At 71.9% G+C, this 15,347-nt stretch carries 11 protein-coding genes; 8 read left to right on the top strand and 3 right to left on the bottom strand.

Features of this window, described 5'->3' with window-relative positions:
- Nucleotides 1-30: 30 nt before the first annotated feature.
- The 3 genes from PQS31_RS03465 to PQS31_RS03455 form a co-directional block, all read right to left on the bottom strand.
- Nucleotides 31-1,413 (bottom strand): YncE family protein, encoded by a 1,383-nt coding sequence (locus PQS31_RS03465; RefSeq protein WP_272761272.1) that lies wholly within the window; start codon nt 1,411-1,413, stop codon nt 31-33.
- A gap of 91 nt (nt 1,414-1,504) precedes the next feature.
- Nucleotides 1,505-2,539, bottom strand: coding sequence for an alpha/beta hydrolase-fold protein (locus tag PQS31_RS03460; protein ID WP_272761271.1), 1,035 nt, complete (start codon nt 2,537-2,539; stop codon nt 1,505-1,507).
- Between the two features lie 15 nt (nt 2,540-2,554).
- Nucleotides 2,555-4,816, bottom strand: a complete 2,262-nt coding sequence (locus PQS31_RS03455; protein ID WP_272761270.1) for a TonB-dependent siderophore receptor — start codon at nt 4,814-4,816, stop codon at nt 2,555-2,557.
- 317 nt (nt 4,817-5,133) lie between these two features.
- Between PQS31_RS03455 and PQS31_RS03450 the strand changes: the two genes are divergently transcribed.
- The 8 genes from PQS31_RS03450 to PQS31_RS03415 all read left to right on the top strand — a co-directional run bounded on the left by PQS31_RS03450 (nt 5,134) and on the right by PQS31_RS03415 (nt 15,236).
- The gene (locus PQS31_RS03450; RefSeq protein WP_336314322.1) at nt 5,134-6,306 is read left to right on the top strand and encodes an MFS transporter; all 1,173 of its coding nucleotides are present in this window, start codon (nt 5,134-5,136) and stop codon (nt 6,304-6,306) included.
- A complete protein-coding gene (locus PQS31_RS03445; protein WP_272761268.1) occupies nt 6,303-7,481 on the top strand; it encodes an isochorismate synthase in 1,179 nt (392 codons plus the stop codon). Before PQS31_RS03450 ends, PQS31_RS03445 begins: the two co-directional genes overlap by 4 nt.
- A 29-nt stretch (nt 7,482-7,510) precedes the next feature.
- On the top strand, nt 7,511-9,163 hold the full coding sequence (locus tag PQS31_RS03440; RefSeq protein WP_272761267.1) for an AMP-binding protein: 1,653 nt from the start codon (nt 7,511-7,513) through the stop codon (nt 9,161-9,163).
- Complete coding sequence (locus PQS31_RS03435) at nt 9,163-9,798, top strand: isochorismatase family protein (protein WP_272761266.1); 636 nt, start codon at nt 9,163-9,165, stop codon at nt 9,796-9,798. The genes PQS31_RS03440 and PQS31_RS03435 overlap by 1 nt, the downstream gene beginning before the upstream one ends.
- Nucleotides 9,795-10,061 (top strand): phosphopantetheine-binding protein, encoded by a 267-nt coding sequence (locus tag PQS31_RS03430; RefSeq protein WP_272761265.1) that lies wholly within the window; start codon nt 9,795-9,797, stop codon nt 10,059-10,061. The genes PQS31_RS03435 and PQS31_RS03430 overlap by 4 nt, the downstream gene beginning before the upstream one ends.
- Nucleotides 10,058-13,993, top strand: coding sequence for an amino acid adenylation domain-containing protein (locus tag PQS31_RS03425; RefSeq protein WP_272761264.1), 3,936 nt, complete (start codon nt 10,058-10,060; stop codon nt 13,991-13,993). The genes PQS31_RS03430 and PQS31_RS03425 overlap by 4 nt, the downstream gene beginning before the upstream one ends.
- A 110-nt stretch (nt 13,994-14,103) precedes the next feature.
- The gene (locus tag PQS31_RS03420) at nt 14,104-14,862 is read left to right on the top strand and encodes a 2,3-dihydro-2,3-dihydroxybenzoate dehydrogenase (RefSeq protein WP_272761263.1); all 759 of its coding nucleotides are present in this window, start codon (nt 14,104-14,106) and stop codon (nt 14,860-14,862) included.
- 107 nt (nt 14,863-14,969) lie between these two features.
- Nucleotides 14,970-15,236 (top strand): hypothetical protein, encoded by a 267-nt coding sequence (locus PQS31_RS03415; protein ID WP_272761262.1) that lies wholly within the window; start codon nt 14,970-14,972, stop codon nt 15,234-15,236.
- Nucleotides 15,237-15,347 lie beyond the last annotated feature (111 nt).

The following is a 15,347-nucleotide window of genomic DNA, read 5'->3' as shown; positions in this document are numbered from 1 at the left end:
ACCGGGTCCGGCCGCTGCGGAGCGACGATTTTAGTGGGTTTTCGGCACGAGCCGGCGGATCTGGTCGCCGTTCGGATCCTCGGCGCCGCGCGACTTGTTGATCGCATAGACCACGCCGTCGCCGATCGGAAGTACGTGGTTGGGGAACGTGCCGCCGTCGAGATTGGCGACGATCGTGCCGTTCGCGTCGACGGCGGTGATCGTGCCGGCGCCGCGGCTGGCCACATAGGCGAGGCGGGTGTGCGGATCGAACGCGACGTAGACTGCGCCCGCGCCGACATAGACATCGTGCAGCACCTCGCCGGTGTCGGCGTTGGCGATGATCAGGTTGTCGCTGCCCTGGCCGGTGACGTAGAGACGCCGGCCCTCGGCATCGATGGCGACACCGATGCCGCCGTTGAGCGTGGGGAAGCGGAACATCCGGTCCACCGCGCCCGTGGCGCCGTCGAGCACCACGACCTCGCCGGTCGACAGACCCACCGAATACAGCTTGCCGCCGACGGGATCGACGGTCAGCGCCATCGGTCCGAATTCCTCACCGCGCACCTGCGAGGGCACGGTCACGTCCTGCACCACCTCGAGCGTGGTCGCATCGAAGGCCACGAAGCGACCGCCGCCGAAGCCGCTGGCCCAGACGCGGTTGTCCCGGGTGTCCACGACCACGTCGCGGCCGTGCGGGAGTACGCCGGCTTCGAACTGCTTGACCAGCGACAGGTCCGACTGCCGGTACACCGCGACCGAGTCGTCACGGGTATTGGTCACCCAGACATGGCCGTTGGCGTCGTCCACGGCGACGCCGTAGACGGCGTAGACGCGACCGTCGCTCTGGCCTTCCACCTGGGCCGGGGTGACGCGTGCGGTGATCTCCAGCGTGTCGGGGTCGAGCTTGAGCAGTTCCGACTGGCGCACCGGCGGGCGGCCGGTGGCGGCGGTGACGAACAAGGCGTTGGACGTCCGGCTGTGGGCGACCTGGTAGAGGCCCTGGACCAGCTTGTTGACGGCCACGTCGTAGCGGTCCGCGCCCGACAGCGGCACGTCCTTGGAGACCTTCAGTTCGATCACGGCGGCGGCATCGGGATTGGCGACGCGCACGACCACCGGGTGGCGGCCGACGACCGCGTCGGCGGGAATCTGGACCTGACCGCTGATCCGGCCTTCGGCATCGGCCGTCCACGGGCGCGCATTGAGCGCGCGTTCGCCGCGCAGCAGGGTCACCGCCTGGCCCGGCTTGAAGCCCTGGCCGGTCATCTCGACCGTGTCACCGGCCTTGATGACGGGGCTGCTCGCGCGCACCGCGCCGCCGAAGTCGGGATCGGGCTGGCTGAAGACCTGGGCGCCGGCGATGCCGGCGACCGCGGACAGCGCGAGTGCGAGGGTGGCCAGACGCAGGCGGCGGGATGACGTCGTGTGCATGGAAAGCTCCTGGAGCGTGGACGGTGCCGGCGATGCGCAGCCGGTGTTCAGTGAAAGCCGTGGTGCGGGGACGCGATGGGCCGCGCGTCCGTCAGTGATCGGGGGCCACGCCGTCGGCGCGGCTCGGGGTGTCGCTGTGGTCGGCCACGCCGGTGACCACGTGCAATGCCCACATCAGGGACGCGCGGAACATCGGCCCGTGGGTCAGGCCGGGGAATTCCCGGTAGCTGACGTCGAGCCCGTCGACCTCGGCCAGCCGTTCGGCCAGACGCTGCGCCGAATCCGCGGGTGCGGCGGCGATGCGGCGCAGATGCACCTGTACGCGCGGATCCGACAGATCGCGGTGTGAAACCTGGCGCTCGCCTTCGCCGAGCCCGAGCAGCACCCGCGCCGGACGACCGGCATTGTTCGCCACGAAGCGCTGCTCGGGCGCACCGAGCAGGGCGCCGTCCCCCCACCACAGCGACGGGCTGCCGGCGGCGTAGGTGTCGAACGCGCCGGTGCGCGTGTACAGCGCGTGCAGGGCGAACAGCCCGGCGAGCGAATGGCCCCACAAGGTCTGCCGCGCGGGGTCGGTGACCACGCGCCGGGCGAGTTCCGGGCGGATGGTGCGCTCGATGGTTTCCAGCATCGCGTCCGCACCGCCGCCGCCGATCACCGGTGCGCCGCCGCGCACCGGTCGCTCGCCGGCGACCGGCGTGTAGTCGCGCGTGCGCGCTTCGGAATCGATGCGCAGGGCGTTCTCGTATCCCACGAAGACCAGCGCATGCGGCACCGGCTGCGCTGCGAGTTCGGCGAGCAGGGCGTCGTCGAATTCGATCAGCGCGGCGTTGCCGTCGAGCATCCAGAACGCGGGAAACCCGCCCGCGGGCGCCGGCGTCTTCGGCACCGCCACGTGCACGCGCCAGCTGCGCGTGCCGTCGGCGCTGGACACGCCGAACCGCTCGACGGTGTAGTGCGCCGACACGCGGTCGGCGATGGTCTCGCCGATGGTCAGGCCGGGATTGCGCTGCTGCGCGGCGGCCTCGGGCATCGCACCGATCTGCAGCGCCAGCAGCAGGCCCGCCGCGGCGGCGAGGGTCGCGACGCGGGTGCGCGTGGACAGGGGAGGACGGGATTCGCTCATGCGTCGGAGTATCGGTCAGAAGCCCAGGGTCATGCTGACGTAGTAGGCGCGGCCGGGCTCGTTGTAGGTCGCCGCGCCGGCGCCGCTGCTGCTGGATTCGCGGAACAGGCGTTTGTCGAACAGATTGTCGACGCCGCCGCCCAGGCGGATGGTCGGCGTGATGCGGCAGCGCAGGCCCAGGCCCCACACCGCGTAGGGCTCGCGCGTGGCGCGCAGCGTCTGGCAGGCGACAGGGTCGGTCACGCCCGCGCAGCGGTCGTCGTTGTTGATGTCGGCACTGGCCGGCACCTGGCGGCCGTAGAACGTGCCGGTCAGCAGCAGCGCAAGCGCGCGCGTGGCCTGCCAGTCGAGCGTGGTGTTGACGGTGTATTCGGGAATCACCGACAGCGGCTGGCGCGTCGCGCGATTCTCGTTTTCGATCATGTAGGTGATGTTGTTCGACCACGACAGCACGTCGCCACGATCGCCGAGCAGCGGCACGACGAGATTGCCTTCCAGGCCCTGGACCACGGCGTCGGGCGCGTTCTCCCACTGGAAGATCCGCGCCGGGCCCGCGGTCGGCGTACCGGGCGTGGTGCCCACCGGCACGAAGCCGGCGACGATCTTGTCCGCATAGGCGTTGTGGAAATAGGTCAGCGAGGCCTGGTGGCCGCTGGCCGGTGCCCATTCGATGCCGATTTCCTTGTTGAGGCTGGTCTCGGCCTCGAGCTCCGCATTGCCCTGGACGTAGCAGCCCGAGCCGAGGCTCGGGAAGGTATCGGGGCAGCCGTTGCCGCGCGTGTAATACAGATAGTTGGTATTGGACTGGTAGAGATTGGGCGCCTTGAACGCACGCGCCACGCCGCCCTTGAGCCGCAGATTCCCGCCCAGGGCCAGCTGCACGTTGAGGCTGGGCCCGGTGTGGGTGCCGAACTGGCTGTGATGGTCGACACGCAGACCGGGGGTGAGGATCCAGCGCTCGCCCAGATAGATGTTGTCCTCGACGAACACCGCCGTGGTACGGGCCTCGGCGCGGCCGCCGCCGCGGTCGGGATCGAGCCCCGGAATGCCGCCGCCGGCGCCGTCCGATTGCGACACCGAATACGGATCGTCGAGTTCACTGTCGCGGTGTTCGAAGCCCACCGTCCACACGTGTCCGGCGGCGCCGAACGTCGTCGGCAGGCTGACCTCGCCGTCGATCGCGGCATTGCGCAGGCGCGCGGTGGTCCAGGTGTCCGCCGCGCCGATGCTGCCTTCCGGTCCGCCGGCCAGACCCTCGGCGAGGCGCGTGTTGTTGGTGCCCTCGGCGGCGAGGGTCAGGCGCGAGGTCGCATCGCCCCAGACGCCGCGATGGGTGATGGCGCCACTGGTGCGGACCATGCGGTTGGTCTCGGCGCCGGCATCGGCCAGCGCGGTCAGCAACGGCGTGCCGTCGGTGCTGACCGCGCGATCCCCGGCGTAGATGTTGCCCTGGCGGCTGATGCCGGCCTCGACTTCGACGACATGACCGGCATCGATGTCCCAGCGCAGCAGGGCGTTGACGTCCCGGTTTCGCACGCCCTCGCGCCCGGCCGGCGGGGTGACGCCCGACGCGAAATCCGCGTTGAGGTCCAGTGCATCGGCATCGGTCTTGTTGAGGTTGCCGTAGAGGCGGAACGACAGCGCATCGGTCAGCGGTCCGCTCAGGGTCGCGCCCACACGCTGGCTGCCGCCTTCGTCGCCGTGCTGCGGCACCTGGCCGTAGAGGCCCAGCGCGCCGGTCAGATCACCCGTGGGGCGCTTGGTGATGATGTTGACCACGCCGCCCGAGGCGCCGGAGCCGTAGCGCGCGGCGGCGGGGCCGCGCAGGACCTCGATGCGCTCGACCGCCTCGGCCGGCACCCAGTTGGTGTCGCCGCGCGTGTTGCGCTCGCCGCTGCGGCCCATGCGGATCGAATCGCGCGAGCCGACCGGCCTGCCGTCGATCAGGATCAGCGTGTTTTCCGGACCCATGCCGCGCAGGTCGATCTGGCGGTGGTTGCCGTACTGGCCGGAGGCGCTGTTCCCGGTGAGGTTGACTCCGGGCATGGTGCGGATCAGCTCGGACAGGTCGTTCGCTGGTGGCCGGCGCTCGATGTCGTCCACCGTGATCACCGAGGTGCCCAGCGCCTGACGCGCGATGGCTTCGGCGGTGACGCGGACGGTGTCGAGGTCGGTGGCCGGATCCCGGGGGTCGGCGGCGGCGGGGCCGGGCAGGCACAGCAGGGCCGCGATGATGGTGGCGAGCGGGGCGGGCGCGGGGCGACGATCGATACGCATGGAGGTCCGAGGCGGGCGGTCTCGGGCGGCGGCGGAGACGTGGGGGAGGGCCCGTCGGCAGACGGAGCAGACGCCCAGTCTACGGTGAATGCGAATTGTTCTCAAATCGCCGCAGCCTGGTCGTGTGGGGACGAGTCGTGGCGCGGCGTTCACAAATGAGACCTGTTATCATTCACGTCGTCCCGTCCGGACAGCGCGGCCGCCCCGCATCGCACCCGGACCGCCCCCGCCCACGACTCCGAGGCCCGGCGTTGCCCCCGTCGATCCCCCCGACATCGCTGCCTGCCGCGACCACCGCGCACCCGTCGGCCTCGGCGCTGCCGGCGCTGGTGCTCACCGCGTTCGTCGGCACGATGGCGATGATGGCGTTCGTCGCCGTGGTGGGTCCTGTGGTGCGCCTGCTGGGCCTGGCCGAGTGGCACGCCGGACTGTCGGTCACTGCGGCCGGTGTGCTGTGGATGCTGTCGGCGCGCCGCTGGGGACGCCTCAGCGATCGCCTTGGCCGGCGCCGTGTGTTGCTGGTCGCGCTCGCGGGCTACGCGCTGGTCTATATCGCGATGGCGCTGTTCGTCGGTGCCGCTTTGCGTGCGCCGCCGGCGCTCTGGTTGTCGGTGGCCGCGCTGGTGGTCACGCGGGCCTTGATCGGCCTGTTCTACGCCGCAGTGCCGTCGACTGCCGCGGCCTGCGTCGCCGACGAGGTCGCGCCCGGTCGGCGCGGTGCGGCGATGGCCAAGCTCGGTACCGCCAACGCGGTGGGCATGGTGGTGGGACCGGCGGCCGCGGGCTGGATCGCGTTCCACGGCATCGCCTGGGCGCTCTACGTCGCGGCCTTGCTGCCGCTGCTCGCGTTGGCGGTGCTGTGGTGGCGGTTGCCCGACACGCCGCCCGCCCACGCGTCGAGGCCGGGGCCCGCGCCGGTGATGCGCTTTGCCGATCCGCGGCTGCGCCTGCCGCTGTTCGCGGTGTTCGCGGGCATGGTGTCGGTGACGATCGCCCAGGTGGCCGTGGGCTTCTTCGCGATCGACCGGCTGCAGCTCTCGCCTGCCGACGGCGCCCGTGTGGCCGGCCTGGCGCTGACCGCGGTCGGCGTCGGGCTGATGCTGGCCCAGGCCTTGGTGATGCGGCTGAGATCGGTGCCGCCGGCGCGTTGGATCGCGGTCGGCGCCATGGTGTCGGCCGCGGGCTTCGCCTCGGCGGTCGCCGTCGATGCCCAGTGGCAACTGCTCGCCGCGTACGGCGTCGCGGCCTTCGGCATGGGCTTCGTGTTTCCGTCCTTCCAGGCGCTGGCGGCCGATTCGGTCGAGGCGCACGAGCAGGGCGCGGCGGCGGGCACGGTGGCGTCGGTGCAGGGCATGGGCATGGTGGCCGGGCCGCTGCTGGGCACGCTGCTGTACCGGATGTCGCCGAGCGCGCCCTACCTGCTGGTCGGCGCGGTGCTGGTGATCCTGGCGTTGACGGCGGCGGTCCACGGCGGAGGACGCCGGGCATGAGCGCCGCCCTGCAGAGCCTGACCGGGGTCGCGGATCCGGCACGCGCGCCGGCGACCAGCCTGTTCCGCCTCGACGCGCCGCTGCGCCGGATCGAGACTGACGGCGTGCAGCAGCGTCTGCCGGCGGGCCCGGCGGCGACGCTGGGCGCACGGGTCGCGGACTTCTTCGCCGGACGCACCGATGGCCCGGCCTTGCTGGTCGGCGCGCTGCCGTTCGATCCTGCGCACGAGGACGCGTTGTTCCAGCCGGCGCAGGTCAGCACGCCGACGTCCGCGCCGGTGCCGGCGGTCATGGCCCTGGGCGGGCACGCCGTCGAGATGCCCTCGGCCGCGGCCTATGCGGACGCGGTCGCGCGCTGCATCGAGCGGCTCGACACCGGTGCCGCGCCGGGCGCCGAAGTGCTGCGCAAGGTCGTCCTCGCGCGCAGCCTGCGCGTGGACGCGCCGGTCGCGATCGATCCGCGCGCGCTGGCTGCACGCCTCGGCGCCGATCGCAGCGTCACCACCTACGTCACGCCGGTGCCGGCGAGCGCCGGTGGCGCGGCGGGCTGGCTGGTGGGCGCGACGCCCGAACTGCTGGTGTCGCGGCGCGGCCGCGCGATCGTTTCGCATCCGCTGGCCGGCTCGGCGCGACGCCTGGCCGATCCGGACGCCGATCGCCGCGCCGCCGAGGCGCTGATGGAATCGGTCAAGGATCACGACGAGCATCGTCACGTGGTGGACGCCATCGTCGAAGCCCTGGCGCCGCTGTGCAGCGCGCTGCAGGTGCCCCCGCGGCCGTCGCTGCATGCCACGGCGACGATGTGGCACCTCGGCACCCGCATCACCGGCACGCTGAGGAACGCGGATGTCTCGGCGGCCACGCTGGCCGGCCTGCTGCATCCCACGCCCGCGGTCTGCGGCACCCCGCGTCCGCAGGCGCTGGAGATGATCCGCGCGCTGGAGCCGGTGGATCGCGGCTTCTATGCCGGCGCGGTCGGCTGGTGCGATGCGCAGGGCGACGGCGACTGGTATGTCTCGATCCGCTGCGCGCATGTGCAGGGGCGCACGATGCGCCTGTTCGCCGGGGCCGGTATCGTGTCCGGCTCGCAGCCGGCGCTGGAGGTCGACGAGACCGCCGCGAAGTTCCGGGCACTGCTCGATGCACTGGGCATCGACGAGGCCCGCGCTGCCTGACCCGCCGTGCACGTATCACCGAGGACCGGATGAGCAAGCCCCCCACGCCGCAGCGTTTGCCGCTGCGCCAGACCTGGCCCGATGCGTTCGTCGCGCGCTACCGCGCGGCCGGGCACTGGCGGGGCGAGACGTTTCCGGGCTTTCTGCGCGAGCGCGCAACGCGGTGCGCGGAGGTAGTGGCCGTGGTCGGCGGCGGTGCGCGCTGGACCTATGCGCAGCTGTGGGCCGAGGCCGAGCGCATCGCCGCCGGCCTGCTCGCGCAGGGGTTGGTGCCCGGTGATCGCGTGGTCGTGCAGCTGGGCAACATTCCCGAATTCATCGCCGTGGTCTGTGCCCTGTTCCGTGCGCAGCTGGTGCCGGTGTATGCATTGCCCGCGCACCGGCTGACCGAGGTCGCCCATTTCGCGCGCAAGGCCGAGGCCGCCGCCTACGTCTGCGCGGAGCGCTTTGATGCCTTCGATTACCGCGCGCTCGCCCGCGACCTGCAGGCCGAGGTGCCGGCGGTGCGGCGCGTGTTCGTGGTCGGCGCGCCGGCGGAATTCGCCGCCGTGGCGTCGCTCGATGGGCCGCGCACGGCGTTGCCGGGCGATCCCGATCCGCAGGCGGTCGCGTTCCTGCAGATCTCCGGCGGCAGCACCGGCCTGTCGAAGCTGATCCCGCGTACGCACGACGATTACATCTACAGCTTCCGCGCCAGCAACGCGCTGTGCGGCATCGACGCGAACAGCGTCTACATGGTCGCGCTGCCGGCCGCGCACAATTTCCCGATGAGTTCGCCGGGGTTCTTCGGTGCGCTGTATGCCGGCGCGCGCGTGGTGCTGAGTCCGGGGCCGGGCCCCGATGTCGCGTTCCCGCTGATCGCCGCCGAGCGCGTGACCTGCGTCGGCCTGGTGCCGCCGCTCGCGCTGCTGTGGGCCGATGCCGCAGGCAAGACCGCGCACGATCTGTCGAGCCTGCAGGTGCTGCAGGTCGGCGGCGCCAAGCTGGTGCCCGAAGCCGCGCGTCGTGTCGTCGCGAGCCTCGGCTGCAGGCTGCAGCAGGTCTTCGGCATGGCCGAGGGGCTGGTGAACTACACCCGCCTCGATGATCCCGACGAGCTCGTGCTGACCACCCAGGGCCGGCCGATCAGCGACGACGATGAAGTGCTGGTCGTCGACGACCATGGCGTGCCGGTCACCGACGGCGAGGTCGGCCATCTGCTGACGCGCGGCCCGTACACGATCCGCGCCTACCACAACGACGCCGCCGCGAATGCGCGGTCGTTCACCGACGACGGCTTCTACCGCACCGGCGACATGGTCCAGCGCCTGCCCAGCGGGCATCTGATCGTGCAGGGCCGGGCGACCGACCACATCAACCGCGCCGGCGAGAAGATCTCGGCCGAGGAGATCGAGGACCATCTGCTCGCGCATCCGCAGGTGTTCGATGCGGCGGTGGTGTCGATTCCCGACGACTTCCTCGGCGAGCGCAGCTGCGCGTTCGTGATTCCCGGCGACGAGACGCCGCGCCCGGCCGAACTCAAGGCCTGGGTGCGCGGGCGGGGGCTGGCCGCGTTCAAGGTGCCCGACCAGATCGTGTTCGTCGACGCCTTCGGCACCACGGCGGTGGGCAAGATCAGCCGGCGCGAACTGCGTGCGCAGCTGCGCGCGCGCTTCCTCGAAGACCAGAAGGACGCCGGCTGATGGGCCTGCCGAAGATCGCCCCGTATCCGCTGCCGACCGCTGCGGAACTGCCGGCCGCGCGCGGACCCTGGGTGCCGGAAACGCAGCGCGCCGCGTTGCTGGTGCACGACATGCAGCGCTACTTCCTCGCCGCGTTCGCGCAGGACGAGGCGCCGCTGGCGCCGGCGGTCGCCAACCTCGCGCGCCTGCTCGCGCATTGCCGCAGCCGCGGCATCCCGGTGTTCTACACCGCGCAGCGCGGCAACCAGGACCGGCGCGACCGCGGCCTGCAGGCCGACCTCTGGGGGCCGGGCATGCAGGCGGTGCCCGAGCACGAAACGATCATCGACGCGCTGGCGCCCGCGACCGGCGACCACGTGCTGGTCAAACATCGCTACAGCGCCTTCCAGCGCAGCAACCTCGACACGCTGATGCGTGCGCGCGGCCGCGACCAGCTGCTGATCACCGGCGTCTATACGCACATCGGCGTGCTGTCGACGGCGACCGAGGCCTTCCAGCGCGACATCGAAACCTTCGTCGTCGCTGACGCGGTTGCCGATTTCTCGCGCGCCGACCACGATCTCGCGCTGCACTGGATCGCGCGCACCTGCGGCGTGCCGCTGACCACCGACCGACTTCTGGAACTGCTGCCATGACCACCGACCGCACCGGCCCGCTGACCCTCGAGCGCATGCGCGCCGACATCGCGAAGCTGCTCGGCGAAGCGCCCGAGGACGTGCGCGACCACGACAATCTGATGGACCTCGGCCTCGATTCGATGCGCGTGCTGGGCCTGGTGATGGCCTGGGGCGAGCACGGCATCGCGCTGGAGTTCTCGCAGCTGGCCGAGCACACCACGCTCGCGGGCTGGTGGCAGGTGGTGCAGGGCCTGCAGCGCGACACGCCCGCCGCCGGATGAACCCGACGGCGTCACCTGTCGACACCGGTGCGCCCGCGTCGGCCACGGCCCGGCCGCTGACCGAAGCGCAGGCCGGCCTCTGGTATGCGCAGCGGCTGGCGCTGGACAACCCGGCCTTCAACACCGCGCACGCGCTGTGGATCGAGGGCGCACTGGATGTCGAGGCGTTCGCGCGCGCGGCAGACCGGGCCGTCGACGAGGCGCCGGCGCTGGCCTTGCGCATGCGCGAGACCGCCGACGGGCCGGTCCAGTGGGTCGACGCGGGGCACGTGCCGCATCTGGAGATCATCGACCTGTCCGCCGAACCGGCGCCGGAGGCCACCGCACGCGCGGCGGTGACGCGCGATCGGCGCTCGCCGGTGGATCCCGCGCGCGATCGCCTCGCGCTGCAGCGGCTCTACGTACTGGGCGGCGGCCGCTACGTCTGGTATCTGCGCGTGCATCACCTCGCGACCGACGGCTACGGCATGGCGCTGCTGACCGAGCGCGTGTGTGCGCTGTATGCCGACGCGAGCGCAAGCGCGGCCTTCGCACCGCTGGACGGCGTGCTGGCCGAAGACCTGAGCTATCGCAGGTCCGACAGGCGCGCGGCCGATGCCGCGTACTGGCAGGACGCGCTGACCGGCATGCCGGCGGCGGCCGGCCTCGGCGGCGGCTTCGCCCATGCCGCTCCCGACTGCCTGCGCCATGTCGAAGCGCTCGACACGGCGTTCCGTGACGGCCTGGCGCGTGCGGCGGCGGCGCTGGAACAGCCCTGGCCGGACGTGCTGACCGCATTCACCGCCGCCTATTGCCAGCGCTTCGGCGGGCAGGGCGAGGCGGTGGTCGGGGTGCCGTTCATGGGCAGGCTCGGCAGCGCGTCCGCGCGCGTGCCGGCGATGGTCATGAACGTGCTGCCGCTGCGCGTGCCCGCGCAGCCGGAGGCGCGCCTGGCCGATTTCGTGCAGACGATCGTGCGCGCACTGCTGCGCGGTCGCCGGCACGGGCGCTACCGCGGCGAGCAGTTGCGGCGCGATCTGGGCCTGATCGGTGGTCAGCGCCGGCTGCACGGCCCGCTGATCAACGTGCAGCCGTTCTACAGGCCGGTGACACTCGCCGGCGCGCAGGCCGCGATGGAAATCCTCGCCACCGGCCCGGTCGACGACATCACGCTCGGCTTCCGCGGCGACGGCGCGCGGGCGCTCGATCTGGAGATCGAGGCCAATCCCGAGCTGTACTCCGAAGCCGACGTGGTCGCGCACGCGCGCCGTCTGCGCGTGTTTCTCGCGTCCGCATTCGACCTGGCGGCGCAGCCGGAGGCGCGCCTCGACGACGTGCCGCTGGCGACGCCGGCCGAAGCCGCGTGCACGCTGTTCGACTTCAACGCCACCGCACATCCGGTACCCGACACGACCCTGGTCGCGCTGATCGAGGCGTCGATGGCTGCCATGCCCGAGGCGCCGGCGCTGGTGTTCGAAGGCGAGACGCTGACCTACCGCGATCTCGACACCCGCACGCATGCGCTCGCGCAGGCACTGCACGCGCGCGGCGCAGGTGCCGACACCGTCGTTGCGGTCGCATTGCCGCGTTCGATTGAACTGGTCGTCGCGCTGGTCGCGGTACTGCGCGCGGGCGCCGCGTATCTGCCGATGGATCTGGCGCATCCGGTCGAACGGCGCGCCCGCATCCTGCGCTCCGCGCAGCCGGTCGCGCTGCTCGCGCTCGATGACGACGGCATCGAGTGGCAGGACGCCATGCCGCATTTCGCGCCGCGCGCCTGGCCGCAGACCGCGGGCGACACCGCGCTGCCGGCGGTCGCGCCACAGCACGCCGCCTACGTCATCTACACCTCGGGTTCGACCGGCGAGCCCAAGGGCGTCGTCGTCGAGCATCGTGCGATCGTCAACCGGCTCGAGTGGATGCGCACGCATTACGGCGTCGACGCATCCGATCGCATCCTGCAGAAGACGCCGGCCACGTTCGACGTGTCGGTGTGGGAATTCTTCCTGCCGTTGCTGGCCGGCGCCACGCTGGTGGTCGCACCGCCCGACGCGCATCGCGACCCGGTCGCCATCGCGCGCCTGATTCGCGACTGTGGGATCACCACCCTGCATTTCGTGCCGTCGATGCTGGCCGCGTTTCTCGCCGCGCCCGAGGCGCGAGGACTGTCGACGCGTCGCGTCTTCGTCAGCGGCGAAGCGCTGGATGCGGACCTGCGCGACCGTTTCCACGCGACCGTGCACGCCGAGCTGCACAACCTCTACGGCCCGACCGAGGCCGCGGTCGACGTCAGCTTCTGGCCGGCCAGCGCCGACGACCGCTCGCGCCCGGTGCCGATCGGCTTTCCGGTCTGGAACACGCGGCTGTACGTACTCGACGCGCGCATGCGGCCGCTGCCGCCGGGCGTGGTCGGTGATCTGTATCTCGGCGGCGTGCAGCTCGCGCGCGGCTACCTGGGCCGCGACGATCTGACTGCCGAACGCTTCCTGGACGATCCGTATCTGCCGGGTGAGCGCATCTACCGCACCGGCGATCTCGCCCGCTGGCGCAACGACGGCGCCGTCGAGTTCCTCGGCCGCAGCGACCATCAGGTCAAGCTGCGCGGCCTGCGCATCGAGCTGGGCGAGATCGAAGCCGCGATCGTCACCAGCGGACTCGCGTCGCAGGCGGCGGTCATCGTGCGCGAGGATCGCGCCGGCGACCGGCGCCTGGTCGGCTACCTGCAGCCCACGACCGGTTTCGACGCCGCCACGCTGCGCACGTTCGTCGCGGCCCACGTGCCCGACTACATGGTGCCCACGGCGTTCGTCGCGCTCGGGGACTGGCCGGTCACCGCGAACGGCAAGCTCGACCGCGACGCCTTGCCGGCGCCTGCATTCGATGCGGGCGCGTTCGTCGCGCCGCGCACGCCGACCGAGGCCGCACTCGCCGCGCTCTTCGCCGACGCGCTCGGGATCGAACGCGTCGGCGCCGACGCCGACTTCTTCGCGCTCGGCGGCGATTCGCTGCTCGCCGTGCATCTGCTGCTCGCGATCCAGCAGCGCTTCGGACGCGATCCGGGCCTCGGCGCCGTGTTCGCCACGCCGACGGTGGAAGGGCTCGCCGCCGCGCTGGACGCAGGGGAGGGCATGGCACCCGATCACGGGCTGGCGCCGCTGATCGCACTGGGGCGAGGCGATCCCGCGCGTGATCCGCTGTTCGTCGTGCATCCCGCCGGCGGCATCGCGTGGTGCTATCGCGAGCTCGCGCGCGCGCTCACGCCTGCGCGCAGCGTGTTCGGCCTGCAATCGCCCGCGCTCGATCTCGCACAGCCGCTCCCCGGCAGCATCGACGCGCTGTCGGCGGAATACGCCGACCGGGTGATCGAAACGCAGCCGGACGGGCCGGTGCATCTGCTCGGCTGGTCGGTCGGCGGCATCCTCGCCCAGGCGATGGCGGTGCGCCTGCGCAGCCTCGGCCGCGAGGTCGGCGTGCTGGCGCTGCTCGATGCCTATCCGGCCGAGGTCTGGCGCGCCGAACCCGAGCCGGACGCCGCCGCCGCCCTGCGTGCGCTGCTGGCGATCGCCGGCTACGCCCCCGACGCCTACCCGGAGTTGCGCACGCGCGCGGCGATCGTCGAGTTCCTGCGCCGCGGCGACAGCGCGCTCGGCAACCTGCCCGGCGCGGTGCTCGACGGCGTGGTGCGTGCGGTCACGGACACCAACCGGCTGGTCCGCCTGCATCACCACGCACGCTTCGACGGCACCTTGCTGCACGTGCGCGCCGGCAACGATCACGCCGATCGGCCCCAATTGCAGTCGTCCCTGTGGGCGGCCCACGCCGCGCATGTCGAATCGATCGCGCTGCCGTTCCTGCACGCCGAACTGACCGGCCGCGATGCCACCGCGCGCATCGCGCCGCTGCTCGATGCGCGACTGGCCACCTACGACACCCTGCAGGCGCGCTCGCGATGAAGCGGCCGCGGTAGCGCCGCATCGCGCACCTACAATGCCCTCGGGCGTGCGCGTCGAAAGACCGGACGCGCGCCCGGACACCCACCGCCAGCACCGATCCGGACTTCTGCATGCAACTCACAGGCTTCGACGGCAAGATCGCCTTCGTCACCGGCGCCGCTGGTGGAATCGGCACCGCCGTGGTGCGCATGCTGCGCGCGAGTGGCGCCGTCGTCGTCGCGACCGATCGTGTCGCGCCGGACGCCGGCGGCGCAGGCGTGCACGCGTTCGCACTCGACGTCGGTGACGCCGCCGCGGTCGATGCGCGCGTGGCGCACGTGGAAGCGAACCTCGGCCCCGTCGATCTCGCCGTCAACGTGGCCGGCGTGCTGTCGACCGCGGCGGTCCTCGACCTCACCGCGGACGAATGGCGCCGCACCTTCGCGGTCAACACCGACGGCGTCTTCCACGTCTCCCAGGCGCTGGCCCGCGTCATGGCGCCGCGCCGCCGCGGCGCGATGGTGACCGTCAGCTCCAATGCCGCCGGGATACCACGCCAGAACATGGCGGCCTATGCGGCGTCGAAGGCCGCGACGACGATGTTCGTGCGCTGCCTCGGTCTCGAACTCGCGCCGCTGGGCATCCGCTGCAATATCGTCGCGCCGGGTTCGACCCGCACGCCCATGCAGACCGGCATGTGGACCGACGCCGGCGGCGAGGCGCGCACGATCGCCGGCACGCTGGAGACCTTCAAGAGCGGCATTCCACTCGGAAAACTGGCCGAGCCGGACGACATCGCGCATGCGGTGATGTTCCTGCTGTCGGACCAGGCCGGCCACATCGCGATGAGCGATCTCTACGTCGATGGCGGGGCCACGCTGCGAGCGTGAGTTTCGCTGGCGTTCGACCCGACAGGCCGGGCGGTCGCGCCCCTTGCGCTCACCCCCGAGGCCGGCGATGTTTCGACCCGGCGGCGGTTCTGCCGACAAGGACGGGAATGGATATCCTCGATGTGATCGCACGCCCGCTTCTGCTTGTCCTCCGGGGCGCGCTCTGGCTTGTCTGGGAGGCCTTCGTACTGACGATCGCTTGGTGGGCCGGCTGGCCGGTGTGGCGTCTGCTGACACTGGGGCGCTTTCCGCACGCCAGTTTCAACGGCGACGACGACGCGGGAACGCGCGAGCGCTTCCTGGTCTGTACCGTGGGAATCGCGCTCATCGGCGCGGTGACCTGGTGCGTGTATGCGGTCGGTTCGCCGGCATGACGGCCGCGTTGCCCAGCAGGGGATCGGGCGTGCCCGGCGAGCGCCGCGGCGCGAAGTCCCGGCACGCCGTCGCGCGTGATCGCGGACCCTGGACGGGTGCATCGCCGCGAC

Source organism: Luteimonas sp. BLCC-B24 (assembly GCF_028550595.1).
Classification (GTDB): domain Bacteria; phylum Pseudomonadota; class Gammaproteobacteria; order Xanthomonadales; family Xanthomonadaceae; genus Luteimonas.
This window is presented reverse-complemented; position numbering and strand designations above follow the sequence as displayed.

Coding starts and splice junctions, on each gene's coding strand:
- PQS31_RS03465 (WP_272761272.1), bottom strand. CDS start 1,413: ATGCACACGACGTCATCCCGCCGCCTGCGTCTGGCCACCCTCGCACTC.
- PQS31_RS03460 (WP_272761271.1), bottom strand. CDS start 2,539: ATGAGCGAATCCCGTCCTCCCCTGTCCACGCGCACCCGCGTCGCGACC.
- PQS31_RS03455 (WP_272761270.1), bottom strand. CDS start 4,816: ATGCGTATCGATCGTCGCCCCGCGCCCGCCCCGCTCGCCACCATCATC.
- PQS31_RS03445 (WP_272761268.1), top strand. CDS start 6,303: ATGAGCGCCGCCCTGCAGAGCCTGACCGGGGTCGCGGATCCGGCACGC.
- PQS31_RS03440 (WP_272761267.1), top strand. CDS start 7,511: ATGAGCAAGCCCCCCACGCCGCAGCGTTTGCCGCTGCGCCAGACCTGG.
- PQS31_RS03435 (WP_272761266.1), top strand. CDS start 9,163: ATGGGCCTGCCGAAGATCGCCCCGTATCCGCTGCCGACCGCTGCGGAA.
- PQS31_RS03430 (WP_272761265.1), top strand. CDS start 9,795: ATGACCACCGACCGCACCGGCCCGCTGACCCTCGAGCGCATGCGCGCC.
- PQS31_RS03425 (WP_272761264.1), top strand. CDS start 10,058: ATGAACCCGACGGCGTCACCTGTCGACACCGGTGCGCCCGCGTCGGCC.
- PQS31_RS03420 (WP_272761263.1), top strand. CDS start 14,104: ATGCAACTCACAGGCTTCGACGGCAAGATCGCCTTCGTCACCGGCGCC.
- PQS31_RS03415 (WP_272761262.1), top strand. CDS start 14,970: ATGGATATCCTCGATGTGATCGCACGCCCGCTTCTGCTTGTCCTCCGG.